This window comes from Alcanivorax sp., from assembly GCF_019431375.1.
Lineage (GTDB): Bacteria > Pseudomonadota > Gammaproteobacteria > Pseudomonadales > Alcanivoracaceae > Alcanivorax > Alcanivorax jadensis_A.
The window spans coordinates 1,039,863-1,055,613 of the sequence record NZ_CP080267.1 but is presented as its reverse complement, the minus strand read 5'-3'; the positions used below and the strand labels follow the sequence as shown (position 1 = coordinate 1,055,613).

15 protein-coding genes are annotated in these 15,751 nt (G+C 57.6%); 7 read left to right on the top strand and 8 right to left on the bottom strand.

Annotated features, from left to right (window positions below; genetic code table 11):
- Positions 1–93: 93 nt before the first annotated feature.
- Both apbC and dcd read left to right on the top strand, forming a co-directional pair.
- On the top strand, positions 94–1,179 hold the full coding sequence (gene apbC / locus KZ772_RS04785; RefSeq protein WP_290538704.1) for an iron-sulfur cluster carrier protein ApbC: 1,086 nt from the start codon (positions 94–96) through the stop codon (positions 1,177–1,179).
- A 95-nt stretch (positions 1,180–1,274) separates the two neighbouring features.
- Positions 1,275–1,844, top strand: a complete 570-nt coding sequence (gene dcd / locus KZ772_RS04780; RefSeq protein WP_290538703.1) for a dCTP deaminase — start codon at positions 1,275–1,277, stop codon at positions 1,842–1,844.
- Positions 1,845–2,034: 190 nt separating this feature from the next.
- On the opposite strand, the gene KZ772_RS04775 is transcribed toward dcd, so the two are convergent.
- The 4 genes from KZ772_RS04775 to purM are packed head-to-tail and all read right to left on the bottom strand — an operon-like array spanning position 2,035 to position 5,114.
- Positions 2,035–2,748 carry a DUF3108 domain-containing protein gene (locus KZ772_RS04775; protein WP_290538702.1) on the bottom strand — a complete coding sequence of 238 codons (714 nt, stop codon included), beginning with the start codon at positions 2,746–2,748 and terminating at the stop codon, positions 2,035–2,037.
- 2 nt (positions 2,749–2,750) lie between these two features.
- Positions 2,751–3,473 (bottom strand): DUF3108 domain-containing protein, encoded by a 723-nt coding sequence (locus tag KZ772_RS04770; RefSeq protein ID WP_290538701.1) that lies wholly within the window; start codon positions 3,471–3,473, stop codon positions 2,751–2,753.
- On the bottom strand, positions 3,433–4,074 hold the full coding sequence (gene purN, locus KZ772_RS04765; RefSeq protein ID WP_290538700.1) for a phosphoribosylglycinamide formyltransferase: 642 nt from the start codon (positions 4,072–4,074) through the stop codon (positions 3,433–3,435). Before purN ends, KZ772_RS04770 begins: the two co-directional genes overlap by 41 nt.
- Positions 4,071–5,114, bottom strand: a complete 1,044-nt coding sequence (purM, locus tag KZ772_RS04760; RefSeq protein WP_290538699.1) for a phosphoribosylformylglycinamidine cyclo-ligase — start codon at positions 5,112–5,114, stop codon at positions 4,071–4,073. The genes purN and purM overlap by 4 nt, the downstream gene beginning before the upstream one ends.
- A gap of 147 nt (positions 5,115–5,261) precedes the next feature.
- Between purM and KZ772_RS04755 the strand changes: the two genes are divergently transcribed.
- From KZ772_RS04755 to KZ772_RS04745, 3 genes are all read left to right on the top strand, one after another.
- The gene (locus KZ772_RS04755) at positions 5,262–6,260 is read left to right on the top strand and encodes a DUF2066 domain-containing protein (protein WP_290538698.1); all 999 of its coding nucleotides are present in this window, start codon (positions 5,262–5,264) and stop codon (positions 6,258–6,260) included.
- Between the two features lie 3 nt (positions 6,261–6,263).
- Positions 6,264–6,953, top strand: coding sequence for a DnaA regulatory inactivator Hda (gene hda / locus KZ772_RS04750; protein ID WP_290538697.1), 690 nt, complete (start codon positions 6,264–6,266; stop codon positions 6,951–6,953).
- Positions 6,954–7,114: 161 nt separating this feature from the next.
- Entirely contained in the window at positions 7,115–11,536 is a 4,422-nt protein-coding gene (locus KZ772_RS04745; protein WP_290538696.1) for an Ig-like domain-containing protein, read from the top strand.
- Here the strand turns inward: KZ772_RS04745 and KZ772_RS04740 are convergent.
- Positions 11,498–11,794 carry a hypothetical protein gene (locus KZ772_RS04740; protein WP_290538695.1) on the bottom strand — a complete coding sequence of 99 codons (297 nt, stop codon included), beginning with the start codon at positions 11,792–11,794 and terminating at the stop codon, positions 11,498–11,500. The two genes, KZ772_RS04745 and KZ772_RS04740, sit on opposite strands and share 39 nt — an antisense overlap.
- Before the next feature lie 148 nt (positions 11,795–11,942).
- Here KZ772_RS04740 and sthA point away from each other — a divergent pair, with 148 nt between their 5' ends.
- A complete protein-coding gene (gene sthA, locus KZ772_RS04735) occupies positions 11,943–13,340 on the top strand; it encodes a Si-specific NAD(P)(+) transhydrogenase (RefSeq protein WP_290538694.1) in 1,398 nt (465 codons plus the stop codon).
- Between the two features lie 162 nt (positions 13,341–13,502).
- Here sthA and smrA read toward each other — a convergent pair whose 3' ends face one another.
- Positions 13,503–14,096 (bottom strand): DNA endonuclease SmrA, encoded by a 594-nt coding sequence (gene smrA / locus KZ772_RS04730; RefSeq protein ID WP_290538693.1) that lies wholly within the window; start codon positions 14,094–14,096, stop codon positions 13,503–13,505.
- Positions 14,097–14,186: 90 nt separating this feature from the next.
- Between smrA and KZ772_RS04725 the strand changes: the two genes are divergently transcribed.
- Positions 14,187–14,510 (top strand): hypothetical protein, encoded by a 324-nt coding sequence (locus KZ772_RS04725; protein ID WP_290538692.1) that lies wholly within the window; start codon positions 14,187–14,189, stop codon positions 14,508–14,510.
- A gap of 39 nt (positions 14,511–14,549) precedes the next feature.
- Here KZ772_RS04725 and KZ772_RS04720 read toward each other — a convergent pair whose 3' ends face one another.
- Both KZ772_RS04720 and KZ772_RS04715 read right to left on the bottom strand, forming a co-directional pair.
- Positions 14,550–14,696 (bottom strand): hypothetical protein, encoded by a 147-nt coding sequence (locus KZ772_RS04720; protein ID WP_290538691.1) that lies wholly within the window; start codon positions 14,694–14,696, stop codon positions 14,550–14,552.
- Positions 14,697–14,857: 161 nt separating this feature from the next.
- Positions 14,858–15,616, bottom strand: coding sequence for a glutathione S-transferase N-terminal domain-containing protein (locus KZ772_RS04715; protein ID WP_290538690.1), 759 nt, complete (start codon positions 15,614–15,616; stop codon positions 14,858–14,860).
- Positions 15,617–15,751: the final 135 nt, after the last annotated feature.

The window sequence follows — 15,751 nt, the reverse complement described above, 5'->3', positions numbered from 1 at the left end:
TTTGAGAGGCTGGTAACGCATAAGTTGTGCATGGGTGGCTTGGTTGTTATCGGCTTAGCCCCTATCATCGCAGCTCGCGAAACGGAGGCCATCATGAGTTCAGCCGAGCAACGCATTCGACAGCAACTGGGTGATTTTATTCCCGACGATCTGGGCGCCAGCCTGATGTCCGTGGATGCCATTGAATCACTGACCGTGGACGACAGCACCGTCCATGCCCGAATCGTTTTGGGGTTTCCGATTGACGGTATCCGTGATGAGTTGGCAGCACAGATTCGGGAGCATCTGAGTGAGGTGCTGGAGGGCCGCGAGCTGGTCCTTGATCTGGAGGCGAAGATTATCCCTCACCGCGCCCAGAATAGTTTGCCGGCAATGGACCAGGTGGCCAATGTGATTGCGATAGCCTCCGGCAAAGGCGGGGTCGGCAAGTCCACCACAGCGGTGAATCTGGCCTTGGCGTTACAGGCGGAAGGCGCCCGTGTGGGCTTGCTGGATGCGGACGTGTTCGGCCCCAGCCAGCCGCTGATGCTGGGCCTGCCGGACGGTACCCGGCCGCAGGTGTTGGAAGGCAAGTACTTTGTGCCGGTGGAGGCCCATGGCCTGCAGACCATGTCCATGGGGTATCTGACCACCAAGCAGACCCCGGTGGTCTGGCGTGGCCCGAAAGCCAGTGGTGCACTGGTACAGATGATGGAGCAAACCCGCTGGCACAAGCTGGACTACCTGCTGGTAGATCTGCCGCCGGGCACGGGGGATATCCAGCTGACCCTGGCCCAGAAAATTCCGGTGGCCGGTGCGGTAGTGATCACCACGCCCCAGGACATTGCCCTGCTGGATGCCATCAAGGGTGTGGAAATGTTTCGCAAGGTGGATATTCGCGTGCTGGGCATCGTGGAGAACATGGCGGTACATATCTGCAGCCAGTGCGGTCATAAAGAGCATGTGTTCGGTCAGGGCGGCGGGGAAAGGATGGCCAGTGAGTACCACACCGACGTGCTGGCGGCGCTGCCGTTGTCCCTGCGCATCCGCGAGCAGGCGGACAGCGGTCAACCGGTGGTAGCGGCTTGTCCGGATAGCGAGGAGGCGGGCCTGTACCGCCAGGCAGCCCGTCGGATGGCGGCCAGACTGTCATTGACCGAAGCCGGCAAGCGGGCGTTTCCCAAGGTGACACAGCATTGAAGGACGCGGTCGATCAGGGCTGCTGCGTGCGGCGTTTCATGCTGCTACCATTGGCCGCTTGAACGCCAACCACTCCGGAACATTGAGGCGCAACAATGACGATTAAATCGGATCGCTGGATTACCCGCATGGCCGCCGAGAAAGGCATGATAGAGCCCTTTCAGAGCGGACAGATCCGTGCGGATGAAAATGGCGAAAAAATGATTTCCTACGGCGTGTCCAGCTACGGGTACGACGTGCGCTGTGCGGATGAATTCAAGGTGTTCACCAATATTCACTCCGCCACGGTAGACCCCAAGGCCTTCGATGAGCGCAGCTTCGTCGATATCAAGGGCGACTACTGCATCATCCCGCCCAACTCTTTTGCACTGGCACGCACCGTGGAGTATTTCCGCATCCCTCGTAATGTGCTGACCATCTGCCTGGGCAAGTCCACCTACGCGCGCTGCGGTATTATCGTCAATGTGACGCCGCTGGAACCGGAGTGGGAAGGCCACGTGACCCTGGAGTTTTCCAACACCACCACGCTGCCGGCAAAAATCTATGCCCACGAAGGGGTGGCGCAGATGCTGTTCTTCGAGTCCGACGAGATGTGTGAAACGTCTTATATGGATCGGGGCGGGAAATACCAGGGCCAGCGCGGCGTGACCCTGCCACGGGCCTGAAGCCATTTTTTGCCCTGCTGTAGGAGCGTCGCTGGCGGCGCGATCAAAGGCGTTAAAAGAACCATTCCACCACAGAGGGCACAGAGTCCACTGAGGAAAATAATGGGGTTTTCTCTGTGTACTCTGTGCTCTCTGTGGTGAGAGAGCTTTTGATCCAGACCTGTTATGCCTCGTCAGCACCAAGTTTTTGCTAGGACAACGGCGGCACATCCGGGCCGTCGTAATCGATCATGATCAGTTCTGCCTTCAGCAGGGTGCTTTCAATGTGTCTGGCCTTGACCACCATGTAGTCCAGGCTGGGGGCGACCCAAAACAGGGTGCGGCGTTTTTCCTTACTGTCCCCTTCGCGCTTTTTTTCTACCAGCAGGGTGTCGATTTCGCCCATTGGCGTATCAATGACTTCCCGGTCGATGATCTCGAAATGATGGGTGCGCAGCTTGTCGCCGTAGGCGCTGGTGACTTTGTAGGCCTTGTCGCCAGTGGCAAACACACAGCGGCCGCGCAACAGAATGGTCAATTCATCCAGGGTATTTTCCGGAATGTTCAGACTTTCCTGATCATCTTCTGACTCGTTGTGGACCATAGGCGGGTTCCACTGGAAATCCATATGGTGGTAACGGTGCTGGCCGAAGCCCTTGAACTCATGCACATACTGGGTGGTGCGCGGCTGGCAGTCACGCCAGTGGAAATAACTCTCTTCCGTGTTGGTAAGCAGGAAGGACTTGGCCTTGAGCAGCATGCGGTAATAGTCTTTGCCTTCGGCGGGCTCGAGCACCAGGTCTGCCTTGACTGGCGTAGGCAGTTTATTCACATAAATGCGGAATTCAGCGGCAAATGGGGCCAACGGTTCGGCGGTGGCAAGAGTGCTGGCTGTCAGTAGCAGGGCAAGAAAGATCCGTCGCACTGTTATAATCCTTCCATAGATTGCAGTGTCATCACGTGGTCGCCATCGCTGTTTTCCTGCAAGAGTTGAACGAGCAGGTAGTCATGCTGGGGGGCAAACCACATATAGGTCTGTCGTTTGCTGTTGGCGCCTCGCTGGCGTTGTACTTTTACTGTTTCAATCTGCTTGCCGTCAATCTTCAGCTGTTCCTGGCCGACCACCCGGTAGCGGTGCGCTTCCAGAGAGCGTTCGTCAGCAACCTGCAGCTTGATATCCCGTTTGCCTGTTTGCAGAGCGCACTGCAAGGCCAGCGAGACAGACAGTTCATCCGTGGCTTCATCGGTAATGGGGTAGCTGCGCATGGGTTTGTCGGTTCGTTCACTGGCGGCAACTCCCGCCTCCCGGTCCAGATGCAGTTTGGCTTCTTTCACCCGGCCCAGCCCGCGGCGGTAGTAGCCGTAGTAAGTGGTTTCGGGGATGCATTGCTGCCAGTCAAACAGGGTGGTTTCGCGGATTTCACCCAGCCAGTTCTTGGCCTGTACTTCCATTTTCCACAGACCATCCCGGACAGGTTTCAGGGTACGGGTGGCGGTGAATGTAAACGGGATGCCTTCGCTCTTGAGGTGGTAATCCAGCGTGAAGGGTGCCACTGGCGGCTCGGCATGGCTGGCCGGAGCCGCCAGGGCCAGTATCAGCAGCAGACTGCTAGACCAGTTGAAAACCCTGTTCAGGGAGTGATTTGCCATCCAGCTTGACTCCGTCGTGATCCAGTTCCAGGCGCTGTTCAGCGCGCCATTGCAACACCAGAGGATAGAGCAGGTGTTCACGTTGTTGTACACGTTTGGACAGGGAATCGACGGTATCGTTCGCAAGGACGTCCAGCGGGGCCTGGGCGATCAGTGGACCGCCATCCAGTTCCTCGGTAACGAAATGGATGGAGCAGCCATGCTGACGGTCGCCGGCGTCCAGGGCCCGGGCATGGGTGTGAAGTCCGCGGTATTTGGGTAGCAGGGAAGGGTGGATGTTGATCAGTCGGCCGGCGTAGTGGCGGACAAACAGCGGTGAGAGGATACGCATGAAACCAGCCAGCACCACAGTGTCTGGCTTATAGCCATCCAGCATCTCGATCATGGCCTGGTCGAAGGCCTCCCGGCTATCGTACTGGCGATGATCGAGGACTTCGGTGGCAATACCGGCATGCTGGGCACGGCCCAGGCCGCCGGCATCGGCACGGTTGGACAGTACCACAGCGATTTCTGCATCCAGGCGACCGTTATCAATGGCCGCCATGATGGCCTGCAGGTTGGTGCCGGATCCGCTGATCAGAACAGCAAGACGGTGCGTCACTCTGCCAGGCCTTCCAGTACCACTTCCGGTTCACCCTCACCGGCCTGGATTTCACCCATCAGGAAGGCCTCTTCGCCTTCGGCTTCCATCAGTGCCAGGGTGGCATCCACCTGGTCTGCCGGGACAGCGATGACCATGCCAACACCACAGTTAAAGGTGCGGTACATCTCGAAGGCAGGTACCTGGCCTTCCTGTTGCAGCCACTGGAAGACAGGGGGGAATTCCCAGCTACGGGTGTCGATCACCGCGCGGGTGTTTTCCGGCATCACCCGGGGCAGGTTTTCCGGCAGGCCGCCGCCGGTGATGTGGGCCAGGGCGTGCACCGGCACCTGCTCCAGCAGTTTCAGCAGGGGTTTCACATAGATGCGAGTAGGCGCCAGCAGGTGCTCCATCAGCGGCTGACCATCCAGGTCGATGTTGATGTCGGACTGGGCCATGATGCGGCGGATCAGTGAGTAACCGTTGGAGTGGGGGCCGGAGGAGGCAAGGCCGATGAGTTTGTCGCCTGCCTGAACCTTGCTGCCGTCCAGAACGCCATCCTTTTCCACCACGCCTACGCAGAAACCGGCCAAATCATAGTCTTCACCTTCGTACATGCCCGGCATTTCTGCAGTTTCGCCGCCAATCAGGGCGCAACCGGCCATTTCACAGCCTTCGCCGATACCGGTCACTACGCTGGTGGCGGTGTCCACGTCCAGCTTGCCGGTGGCGTAATAGTCCAGGAAGAACAGAGGCTCGGCGCCGCCGACGATCAGATCGTTGACGCACATGGCCACCAGATCGATGCCCACCTTGTCATGGCGGCCAGTATCAATGGCCAGGCGCAGCTTGGTGCCAACCCCGTCGGTGCCGGCCACCAGCACCGGGTTCTTGTAGCGGCTGGGCAGTTCGCAAAGGGCGCCGAAACCGCCCAGACCGCCCAGCACCTCGGGACGACGGGTGCGTTTGGCCACAGGGGCAATACGTTTTACCAGCTCGTTGCCAGCGTCGATATCGACACCGGCGTCACGGTAGGTCAGCGGCCGTTTCTGATCGGTCATGGGGGGCTCCGGGTTGGTGAAGGCGCGTATTTTAAGGGCGGGGGACCCATCTTTCCACCGCTGTATTCACCTGAAAATCAGGTTCGCGTGGTGGGGGCGAATAAGTGATAATAGCGCGCTTGAATTTTCAGGTTGGAATGGGCGGTCATGCGTTTTCTTGGAATCGTGGCATTGTTGTTGGGATTGTCCCTGGGGGCCCGGGCAGACTCTCTGGATGTGGTTGCGCTGCCGGTAGATGGCCGGGGTGAAACTGAGCGCCAGGAGGCTTTGCAGCAGGGCCTCAAGAATATGCTGGTCAGGCTGAGTGGAAAGCAGCAGGTGCTTGACCAACCGGTAACCGAGCAGGCGCTGGCTCAGCTGGACCGCTGGGTGACTCGTTACGATTATAACGGCGATACCCTGTTAGCCCGTTATGACACCCGCGGCCTGATGGATTTCATGGCGGCGAAAGGTGCTCCGGTATGGGGGTTTCCCCGTCCCCAGGTGTTGATCTGGCTGGTAGAGCAGGGCGCTGGACGCGGCGAAATGGTGGCAGGTGAGCATGCTCTGCGTGAGCAACTGGTCAGCGAAGCCCAGCGCCGAGGGCTGTCTCTGGTAGTGCCGCAATGGGATAGCCAGGACCGCAATGCGATCACCGTGGCGGATATTCGTGGCCGTTTCGATAGTCAGTTGCTGTCTGCTTCGGATCGCTACCCCCATGAACTGGTGGTTGCCTCCGTCTTGTACCAAGGCTCACCGACCAAAGTTAGCTGGCGTGTGTTACAGGGCAAGAAGATCCTGGATCAGGGGCGTGAGGAAACTGCCTCCGCCGAACAGGCGGTGAAGACGTTGGTGGACGCGGTCACGGACCAGCTTGCTCAGCGTTATGCGGTGGCCAGCAGCGCTTCCCAGCAGCTCACGTTGCTGGAGGTCGAGCAAGTACAGACCCTGGCAGACTGGCATCAATTGCAGGGCTTCCTGACAGGACTGAGCGGCATGCGGGCAGTGTCGCTGGTGCAGACCTCGGATCAGGTTGTGACCTTCGGCCTGGATTTCGGGGCCAGTGATTCCCAGCTGCGCAGTCTGCTGGAATTATCCCGACAATTGCGCCCCTGCCCGGATGACGCTGTCGCCGGGCCGCAGTGGCGTTACTGCTGGCGATCCTGATCCATGAGCGCACAGCTGCCCCTGGCACTGCAACTGCGTGAGGGAAATGATCTCTCCAATTTCCTTTCCGGCCCCAACGGGGCCGCGCTGGCCGGTGTCCGCGAAGTGGTGTTGGGCGAAGACCGGCAGGCCTTTATCTGGGGGGGCGCGCAACAGGGCAAGAGCCACCTGCTGGAAGGAGCTGTTCGTCTGGCCCAGCAGCAGGGTCTGGATGCCTGCCTGTTGCCTGCCAGTGAGCTGCTGCCGTTGGTGCCGGCGGTGCTGGAGTCCATGGAGCAATTCGATCTGTTGGCGCTGGATGACTGTCAGCGTTTTGCCGGTGATGCGGCCTGGGAAGAAGCCCTGTTTCACCTTTACAACCGCTTGATGGCACGGGGCGGACGCCTTCTGGTGACCGCCGATGCGTCCCCGGCCGCCGCAGGCCTGCTACTGCCGGATCTGGCTACCCGGCTGGCCGCCGGACCGGTATACAGGCTGTCACCTTTGGCGGATGACGATCTGCAAAAGGTGTTACAAGAGCGGGCCAGGGCCCGTGGACTGCGCATTGAGCAGGATGTGGCTCATTATATTGTCCTTCGCAGTGAGCGCAGCCCAGGGGCGCTTATGGTCCTTCTGGACAGCCTGGACCGCATGGCTCTCGCGCAGCAACGCTCGGTCACTATTCCCTTTGTCAAGGATGCGCTGGGGTGGTAAAAAGGGGCGCTTAACGAAGAAGCAACAGTTTGCTACGTAAGTAACCGGTATATTGATCATTAATTACATCAGGTTACGTTTCTGGTAGTCAGAGTATTACCGGGTTTTGGATCCAGATTAGAACAATAACGCCAGGCACAAAAAGCCTGCAGGAGCACAACATGCGCCATATCGCGCTTTGGCAGACCCTTGCTGGCTGCGCCCTTATTTTCGCAGCCGCCTCTTCCCAGGCAACGGTTTACAAGATTGAGACCACGGATGATGTGGCTGTCACCGTCAACCCTCGACCTGAAAACGCTTCCCCTGAAGAAAACCACTACGCGGTGACTTCTGCTACCAGCGGTGCTCAGTGCCGTCTGCGTGAAGCCATTTATGCCATCAGTTACCAGACGACAGTCGGGGCCTGTGAAGCCGGCACCGGTAATGACGTTATTCGCCTGCTCGAAGGGAAAACCTACCTGTTGACGGAAGGGGAGCTTCCTCTCGGTGGCAGGAAAATCAGGTTTGTTGAGAAGACGATCGTAAATGGAGAGGGTGAAGAGGAGGTCGTGCTGGATGATGGTGACAATCCAGTAATGATTCCTGTTGCGGATCCTGAGGATGACACCGCTATCGCTCCGAATATCAAAATGAATGTGTTCCTGGCGGCCTTTGAAGAACCTGAAGACAAGGAAAAACCTGTCATTTCGGCAGGCAGCAGCAGCCGACTGTTTTCGTTGCAAAGAGGGTCGCTGACACTGGGCAACCTGATACTGCAGGAAGGCTCGGCCCATAATGAGGGCGATGTGGCAGATCGCAACGGTGGCCTCATTCTGGCCAGAGGGGATGTGGGCCTCAGCGAAAATGTCACCCTTCGCCAGGGTGAAGCGGTTAACGGCGGAGCGGTTTACCTACAGGAGGGAAGCAGTTTTTCTTTCCCGGAGAGTACGCTGTTTGAAGATAATAGGGCTGACGGTAATGGTGCCGTGCTTGCGACTTCCCCCGAGTTTGATGGAAGTATATCCGGGCATCGTTTTTCTATAACGGGTAACGAGTCACAGCCTGATGGTGGTCTGTTTTATCTGGATGGTGCAGAAGACAAACAGATTGGTTTTTCCCTGACCAATGGCACCATCTTCAATAATTCCGGTGGGGTGATTCAACTGGTAGCGCCGAAGCATCAGTTGGTGTTGCAGAATATGACTATTGCTTTCAACGACGGTCTTGCATTGCATCTTGATGAGGCGGTGGTGGATGCACCAACAGATCCGGAGGCGGCTTCCCCGGAAATTTTCAGTACGGCCTTTATCCTCAATACCGTGCTGGTGGGTAACAGCGGCGGTGCTTGTTCTGGTACCGCGCTGGATGGCGCTGAAGATGCTGACGCAACGTTGCTGTACACCATTACCGATGATGCTGCTTGCCCCCTACCGCGTGAACAGACCGAAGGGACACCGGTTACCCTGACCCCGAACGGTGCCACGGCTGAAGTTTTGCTCGGCTGGAATGAAACAACAGCGAGCCGCGAAGCCTGTGACGGAACCGGTGTTGATGCCTGCAAGCCTATCCCTGCCGAGGAATTGGGCGGGGATTTCTCCGGTTTCCTTCCCAACCCGGAACCTGAAGGGCTGGACCCGGCAATGCCAGCAGCCACCCCCAGCCTGTTCGACCGGGGCAACCCGGAAACTGTGGACCAATGTGCGGATGAGGACATGCGTGGGCAGTCCCGTGGTGGTGCCGGTGGGCGGTGTGATGTGGGCGCGGTGGAATTCCTGCGTGCATTGGCGCAACCGGACGAGATTGATCTGATCAGCGGTCAGACTGTCCTCGGAGATGTGCTGGCAAACGACAAGAATGATACTCAGGTGGATTGTGGTCGTCTTGAGCCGATTATCGTCGATGAAGGTACCTGTGCAGCAAATGATGATGTCTGTCTGGAACAGGAAGTGGTTGAACGTTGCATGACCATTATTGTCGCCCCCGAACGGGGCCTGGCGTCTGTAGAAGTTGATGATCAGGGCTACCCACGTGTCCGTTATACACCGGCTACCCGTTTTCATGGCGTGGATCAGCTGCGTTATGTGGTTGCCAAAGAAGCATTTGCCGGTGGCACGGATATCGGTCTGGATCAGAGTGAAATTGCCAACATGGTGGCTGAGCCAGCCAGCGGTCTTACGGAACCCAAGAGCATTCTGGGCGGAAGCAGTGGTGGCTCCACTTCGGTATTGGCGCTATTGATCTTGGCGGGCGGTGGATTACTACGTCGTTGGCGTTTGGGAATTGCGGCACTTGCCATGATGGCATCGGGTACGGTGTTGTCAGCCGATATCGAAGTGACTTCACTGCTCGATCATAATCCCTCCATCACCAACGATGGGCTCTGTACCCTGCGTGAAGCACTGGCTAACGCCGCCACCTTCAGCAGCCCGGACTGCGAGTTCGGTACCAAGGGCGAAGACCGAATTCTGTTACCTGCCGGTGATATCCAGCTAGTGGACACGCTGGTTATTCAGGGTGGCGCTGTGGAGCTGGTGGGTAAGGGCGTCCGTAATGCAGATGATGCGGAACCAGACGAGGAGGATACCGTTACGCGTATCCTGGGTGACGGGCAGAATCGGCTGTTCGAGGTGCGAGCACCCGTAAGTAACGGCCACCCCAGTGTGGCTTTTCGCTACCTCATATTGGAGGGTGGCAATGCCGCCGTACCGGGGGGGACACCTATTGGGGATCAAGGATTTGGTGGCGCGGTAATCACCGGTGGATCTGTAGTTTTTGATCGAGTAATTCTGCGTAATAACCATGCTGATCGCTCTGGTGGGGTCATCTATGTCCGGGCCAACGCCGGCAACGAAAAGCAGGTGTCATTCAACCGCGCCTATGTGGTGGGAAATGAGGCGGTTGAGTCCGGTGGGGTAATGTCAACCACCGCCCAGAATGGTGAAAATGTTCGCTTTGCCGCGGTGGATACGACATTCGAAAACAACAGTGCGAATGTTGAAGGCGGAGTTTTTGATTTCAATATTCCCACCGGGAATTTTGTCGCTTTTTCCAATAGTACTTTCGTGGATAACACTGCCCCGAAAGGTTCGGCGCTGGATCTAAGTGGTGTGGGCATTGATGTCCGCCTCATGAATCTAAGCCTCGTTAACAATGCTCCTGGAAATGGCATCGAATTGGGTGATTCTGACGCTGAGATCACGCTGGCTAACAGCATTGTTGCTGCCAGTGGGGCGAGTTGCTCAACCGGTACAGCAGTTTTGCTGGATAGCATTTATAACCTGTTCTCGGATGCTGCTTGCGTAGCGAGTGGTACCGATGAGAACAATGACGACATGGCTGGCGGCACCGCAGGCATGTCGGCTGAGACAAAAGGCGAGGCTGGAAGCTCGACGGATTACACGCCGCCTTATCTCCCGGCCCAGGATCTGACAGACCCATTGATTGTTGATGCGGGCAATGATGATGAGGAACTGCAATCGGGTACTGCTGCCCCCTTGCGCTGCCGCGCTACGGACCTGCGTGGTATAGCACGGACATCCGGTGGCCGCTGTGACCGGGGTGCTTTTGAATACCAGCAGATTACAGCTATTGATGATGAAGGTAATAACGAGCGGGCCCCAGACAGGCGGGTATTGGTAGATATCTTCGACAATGATTTGCCCAGCGACGGGGCCGAGATTCAGTTACTCAATGAAAATGGCGAGCTGATTGACAGTCGCTTTGTTTTCACCCCTGCTCAGCTCGATATAGTCGGCGAAGAGGAAGAGATCAACCCGGCCACGGGCTCCTACATCTATGACTCGGCAAGCCGTAGCTATGTGCTGGAAGGTAGTGGTACTCAGGCAGATGGTACCAGCATTGAGTTTGTCTGGGAGTTTTACAGCGAATCCGTTGATGGCTATGACGTAAAATGTGGCGAGCCACTTCCTCAGCGTTTCATTGATCGCAACCCGGATAATTATGATGACGGTGATGTGGCGGAAAACTGTGTGGTACTGTTCACACCCTCAAACAAGGGCTTTATTCCAGATGCTGATGATTCAACCAAGGATGCGGTTTGTGAAGCCCTGAATGATGATGAGAAAGAGACGCCGCGGTTGTTCTTTCTTTACCACTTTGAAGATAGTGCGGATCCTGCCCAGCAGTCCTTGGATGCTTCTGTGACTATGACGATCACCAACAAGGCGCCGAAAATAACCGGTCAGACCCGTGCCAGTCGCCCTGGTGAAGCGGTGACCTTCAAGATTGTTGCAGAAGATCCGGATGGCGATGAAAGTTCAATTAATTGGCCTACGCTCACGATCAAGAATGAGCCAAGTTTCGCTAAAAGAAACAGTGAGACAGGCGCTGTCCAGGGGGAGGGTATCATCATCGATTCTGATGCCAGAACCGTGACTTACATACCGGATAGTAATTTTAGCCCATTCAAAGACCGTTTCACCCTGGAAGTGGAAGATAAGTGCGGCAGCACTTCCTTGGCAGCGATGTTCACCATTACCTACCCGGGAGAACAGGAAGACAACAGCGCGGGCAGCTGGGGCTTTGGCCTGTTCTCCGGTCTGTCATTACTGCTCTGGCGCCGTCGGCGCCTTGCGGCGGCGTAGCAGGCTGCGCCGCAGCAGTTCCCAGATCAGCCCACCGGCCAGCATGCTGGTCAGCAGAAGCAGCAATTTGGGGATGTCCAGCAGTGTCCAGAACAGGATGTCGATGCTGGTGGGCTCCAGGTTCTGAAGCACGATAATTACCACCAGTAGCACCGCCAGAATCTGCAAGGCCCCGATCGGGTGGTTCACCAGCCAGCGCCCTGTTGTCTTGCCGCCACGGGCCAACTTGGAGGACTTGTGTTCGCTGTGCTCTTCCATGCCAGACTCCTGTTTTCTGATTGAATCGTTTCTTCCATCGTCCCCATCATGCCAGCTTCGGCCAATATGGCCAGACCTGTGCTTTGGTCTTACTCGTGCCACCCTGGGGACATGCCTATAATAGTGCTATCGCGGAAAGGAGAAGTGAATGGATATCAGTGCGGGTTGGGACCTGGTGGTGATTGGTAGTGGGCCGGCGGGTGAAGCGGCGGCCATGCAGGCGACCAAGAAAGGCCTGCGAGTTGCCATTGTCGAAGACCAGAAATCCCTGGGAGGCAACTGTACTCACTGGGGAACCATTCCTTCCAAGGCGCTTCGCCACCTGGTTCGCCAGGTGATCCGCACCCAACGCAATCCGCTGTTGCGCGGCATCATCAATCCCCGTGAAGTGCGTTGGCAGGATCTGATCGCCCGGACCCGTGAGGTGATCGATTCCCAGGTCCAGGTGCGCACTGACTTCTATATCCGTAACCGGGTGACGGTATTCGGCGGCCGGGGAGAGCTGCTGGGCAACAATGAAGTGAAGGTGGAGGACCGGGAAGGGCGGCTGCATCTGCTGAAAACCCGTAACGTGGTGATTGCCACTGGCTCACGACCCTATCATCCGGAGGATGTGAATTTCGAGCATCCCCGTGTCTACGACTCCGACACCATTCTCACCATGGACCATACCCCGCGCCATATCATTATCTATGGCGCCGGGGTGATCGGGTCGGAATATGCCTGCATCTTTACCGGCCTGGGTATCCGGGTTGATCTGGTGAATTCCCGACAGCATCTGCTGGATTTTCTGGATACGGAAATTTCCGATGCCCTCAGCTATCACCTGCGTGAGCAGGGCTGCACCATTCGCCAGGATGAAGAATATAAACGGGTTGTCGCCGATGACGATGGCGTCACCCTGGAATTACAGTCCGGCAAGAAACTGCGTGCGGATGCCTTGCTCTGGTGTAATGGCCGTTCCGGTAACACCCAGGACATGGGGCTGGACGCCGTCGGGCTGGAACCCAACAACCGTGGGCAGTTACAGGTCAACGAGCGCTACCAGACCAGTGTGGAAGGTATTTATGCCGTCGGCGATGTGGTGGGTTGGCCCTCCCTGGCCAGTGCTTCTTATGACCAGGGGCGCTTCTGTGCGGCGGCCATTGCCGGTGATGAAGTCCGGCAGGTGACCGACGTGCCTACCGGCATTTATACCATCCCGGGGATTAGCAGCGTGGGGCGCAACGAGCAGGAGCTCACCGAAGCCAAGGTGCCCTATGAGGTCGGACAGGCCTTCTTCCGCAATCTGGCCCGGGCACAGATCACTGGTGAGCGGGTGGGGATGCTGAAAATCCTGTTTCACCGGGAGACCCTGGCGGTGCTGGGCATCCATTGCTTCGGTTATCAGGCCATGGAAATCGTCCACGTGGGCCAGGCCATCATGCGCCAACCCGGCGAGCTGAACACCCTGGAGTACTTCATCGATACTACCTTCAACTATCCGACCATGGCGGAAGCGTATCGGGTGGCGGCGATCAACGGGATTAACCGGATCAGGCGGTGAGGGCAGTTAATAGTTAACAGTGAATAGTGAACAGTTTCGCGGAGCAGTTTATCTGTTCTGTGGACGCACGAGGCCGCGCCCGGAGTATGGGCGCGGCCTCGTGCATTTCAGACAGGGATGCGCTGGCACGCGCGCTATTAACTGTTCACTGTTAACTATTCACTATCTCTGCTGTTTCCCCGCCTCCATAAAGAATTCCCTATTGCGCTGCCGTGACTGACTGCTTTTCCGTATCAGCACATAGGTGGCGCCGCTGCCGCCCTGGTTCTGGGGGGCGGAATGGTAGGCGAGAACCAGATGGCTTTCTTCCAGCCAGTGCATCACATAGCTCTTCAGGAAGCCCGGACGTTCGCTATGGACGCCCTTGCCGTGGCTGATCAGGACGGAGCGCAGGCCCTGTTCGTGGGCTTTCATCAGAAACGCCTGTACCCGGTCACGGGCATCCATTAATCGCACCCGATGCAGATCCAGTACGTCCTGGGCATCGTATTTTCCCAGGCGTAATTTGCGGTATACGCCTTCCTGAACACCGTTTTTCTTGATCCCGACAATATCCGTCGGGCCAATCTGGGGGACCTGTTCCGGGACGGTGAGGGGGTTGCGGTCCTGGCGCTCGTCCATGACCGCGGCGCGGCGCAGCTGTTCACGAAGGCTGTCTGGTCGCTTGGTCCGGGGCAAGTTTGCGCGGTTATCCGGTTTGATCGGTGTCACATCCGCCATTTCCTGGCGGAACAGATCATCGTCATTGGTGGCCATGGAACTGCTCCACAAAACCCGTTAGTTCATGCTTGCATGGTACACAAAGCGGGCAGAAACTGGCAGTGAGACCCTTCCCGAGAGGTAATTATGGAGCGACGACGTTTCCGCAGGCCTCGACTGAGATTGAATGTGCGGGCTTCCATCGACCACAAGCCGGTGGGGCATGTTCTCAATCTGACCGACCAGGGTGTATGCCTTACCGGCCGTGGTGCACCTCCTCAGGGGAGTCAGCCACTACTGCTGCAATTGCCTCTACCTTTATTGGGGCACAGTGAATTGACCGTGATGGCGGAGCCTCGCTGGCATGATTACTTACCCAATGGGCATTGGCGAGGAGGGTTCAAACTCCAGTCAGATGAGATGACCGCTGCCGCGCTGACCACGCTTGCCAGTCGTTATGGCGATAATTAGCCAAAAGAGGGGGAGGGGCTTCATCCGTGAAGCCCGTTTTCAGACCTTGAGGCGAATGCCTCCCGGGAACAAACGCGTTTCAGTAAGGTCGTGAATCGCGACGCTCGCGCGGCTCACTTTTTTCCTCTGAATCGTGCCGATGTCGCTTGGCATCGCGTTTGCGACGTTCACGCTCGGCGCGCTCATGTTCTTCGTTCCAATCGTCCGGTTCATAGTCATCAAAATGTCGACGACCCATGGTGCTACTCTCTTTACAAAATTAAAGGGGTATCCAGTGCTTTATATAGCACTAATCCGGGAAAGGGAGAAGGGCCCGACGCACCATTTGTTGATGCGCCGGGCTGCCATTAGCGACCGTAAGTCTGGTCGAGGTAATCCAGAATGTCCGCGGACTCGAACAGTTCGGCACCGGTATTGGGGTCAACCAGGTAGGGAATGGCGATGCGGCCGGCCCGGTCCATCAAGGCGACCCGGTTGCGTTGGCGGGGCGCGTAGTTATCGAGAAGGCGGCGACGTACCGGCGGCAGCACCCAATCCTGCCACTGGTCCCGGCCGCATTGGCGAAGCAGGTAGGGCAGTTGCAGCTCGGTGAGGCGCTCGCGAACCAGACGGGCGAAGGGGCTGGCTTCGAAAGAGTAGAGTTCCAGTGCCTGTTCCGGCACCTGGCTGTCCAGGGCACGCAGCCCACGGGAGGCACGGGGCAGGGACGCGGACACGGCCGCCGCCGTGCGCAGGCTGCGGACCAGCCAGCGGCGGGGCGCCGGACGACCGCCATATTCACGGTACAGGTAATCGATGATATCGGCGGATTCGTAAAGCGCGGCCCCGGTATTCGGGTCCATCAGATAGGGGAACTGCTGACGTCCACCCAGGCGCTCCACCAGCGGGCGGAAACGCTCGCCGCCCTTGGGGCAGGGGAAAATCAGCACATCCAGGTCCAGATCGGTCAGTGCCTCGCGAACCAGACGGCAAAACGGGCAGCCTTCCATGTCATACAGCTCAAGGGGTTCCTGGGGCGTCCTGCGGTGGCCTTTGCTGGCAATGCCTCGACCCTGCTGCAGGGCGGAGGCGGCCAGGGAGCGCAGCACCTCGGTGTTATGGGACATAGCGAATTCTCCTGAAACGAATGTCCGGACCTTATCATCTCTCCAGCCCCTCGCATTGGCCGTCAAGACACCTTGCATATCAAGCGGTTAACCACTGCCCGTTCCGCTCACCCCGGCTGTTAACTCCTGTCATTG

Bases quoted from the DNA above. Each gene is read 5' to 3' on its own strand.
- apbC (WP_290538704.1), top strand. From the start codon at position 94: ATGAGTTCAGCCGAGCAACGCATTCGACAGCAACTGGGTGATTTTATT.
- dcd (WP_290538703.1), top strand. From the start codon at position 1,275: ATGACGATTAAATCGGATCGCTGGATTACCCGCATGGCCGCCGAGAAA.
- KZ772_RS04770 (WP_290538701.1), bottom strand. From the start codon at position 3,473: ATGGCAAATCACTCCCTGAACAGGGTTTTCAACTGGTCTAGCAGTCTG.
- purM (WP_290538699.1), bottom strand. From the start codon at position 5,114: ATGACCGATCAGAAACGGCCGCTGACCTACCGTGACGCCGGTGTCGAT.
- KZ772_RS04755 (WP_290538698.1), top strand. From the start codon at position 5,262: ATGCGTTTTCTTGGAATCGTGGCATTGTTGTTGGGATTGTCCCTGGGG.
- hda (WP_290538697.1), top strand. From the start codon at position 6,264: ATGAGCGCACAGCTGCCCCTGGCACTGCAACTGCGTGAGGGAAATGAT.
- KZ772_RS04745 (WP_290538696.1), top strand. From the start codon at position 7,115: ATGCGCCATATCGCGCTTTGGCAGACCCTTGCTGGCTGCGCCCTTATT.
- KZ772_RS04740 (WP_290538695.1), bottom strand. From the start codon at position 11,794: ATGGAAGAGCACAGCGAACACAAGTCCTCCAAGTTGGCCCGTGGCGGC.
- sthA (WP_290538694.1), top strand. From the start codon at position 11,943: ATGGATATCAGTGCGGGTTGGGACCTGGTGGTGATTGGTAGTGGGCCG.
- smrA (WP_290538693.1), bottom strand. From the start codon at position 14,096: ATGGCCACCAATGACGATGATCTGTTCCGCCAGGAAATGGCGGATGTG.
- KZ772_RS04725 (WP_290538692.1), top strand. From the start codon at position 14,187: ATGGAGCGACGACGTTTCCGCAGGCCTCGACTGAGATTGAATGTGCGG.
- KZ772_RS04720 (WP_290538691.1), bottom strand. From the start codon at position 14,696: ATGAGCGCGCCGAGCGTGAACGTCGCAAACGCGATGCCAAGCGACATC.
- KZ772_RS04715 (WP_290538690.1), bottom strand. From the start codon at position 15,616: ATGTCCCATAACACCGAGGTGCTGCGCTCCCTGGCCGCCTCCGCCCTG.